The organism is Vibrio sp. 03_296 (genome assembly GCF_002265885.1).
Window position 1 is genome coordinate 1 of the sequence record NZ_NPKW01000997.1, and the last position, 525, is coordinate 525.

At 46.9% G+C, this 525-nt stretch carries 1 protein-coding gene; it reads left to right on the plus strand.

Features of this window, described 5'->3' with window-relative positions:
* Positions 1-525: sulfatase-like hydrolase/transferase (locus CIK04_RS29420; protein ID WP_176463473.1), on the plus strand; the 525-nt coding region annotated here is incomplete at both ends.

Sequence of the window (525 nt, forward strand, 5' to 3'; positions counted from 1 at the left end):
GGTCGTTCTGCGTTTATCACCGGTCAAATGCCTAAGCGAACTGGGCTATCTAAAGTGGGTTTACCAGGCGCGCCTCAAGGTATCTCAGAAAAAGATCCAACCATCGCCACTATGCTCAAACAACTTGGTTATGCGACAGGCCAGTTTGGTAAAACACTAGTACGCGATGAACATCTGCCAACCAATCACGGGTTTGATGAGTTCTTTGGCAACTTGTACCACTTGAATGCAGAAGAAGAACCTGAAAATGTCGACTACCCGAAAAATCCTGAGTTCAAGAAAAAATTTGGCCCGCGTGGTGTGATTCACTCCTATGCAGATGGAAAGATCGAAGACACAGGGCCACTGACGCGTAAGCGCATGGAAACGGTGGATGACGAATTCCTCGAAGCGACAGAACAGTTTATCGAGAAACAAGTGAAAGCGGATAAACCATTCTTTACTTGGTTTAATACCACACGTATGCACAACTTCACCCATGTACCAGAAGCGTATCAAGGCAAACGGGGCGGGTTTACGCAGATG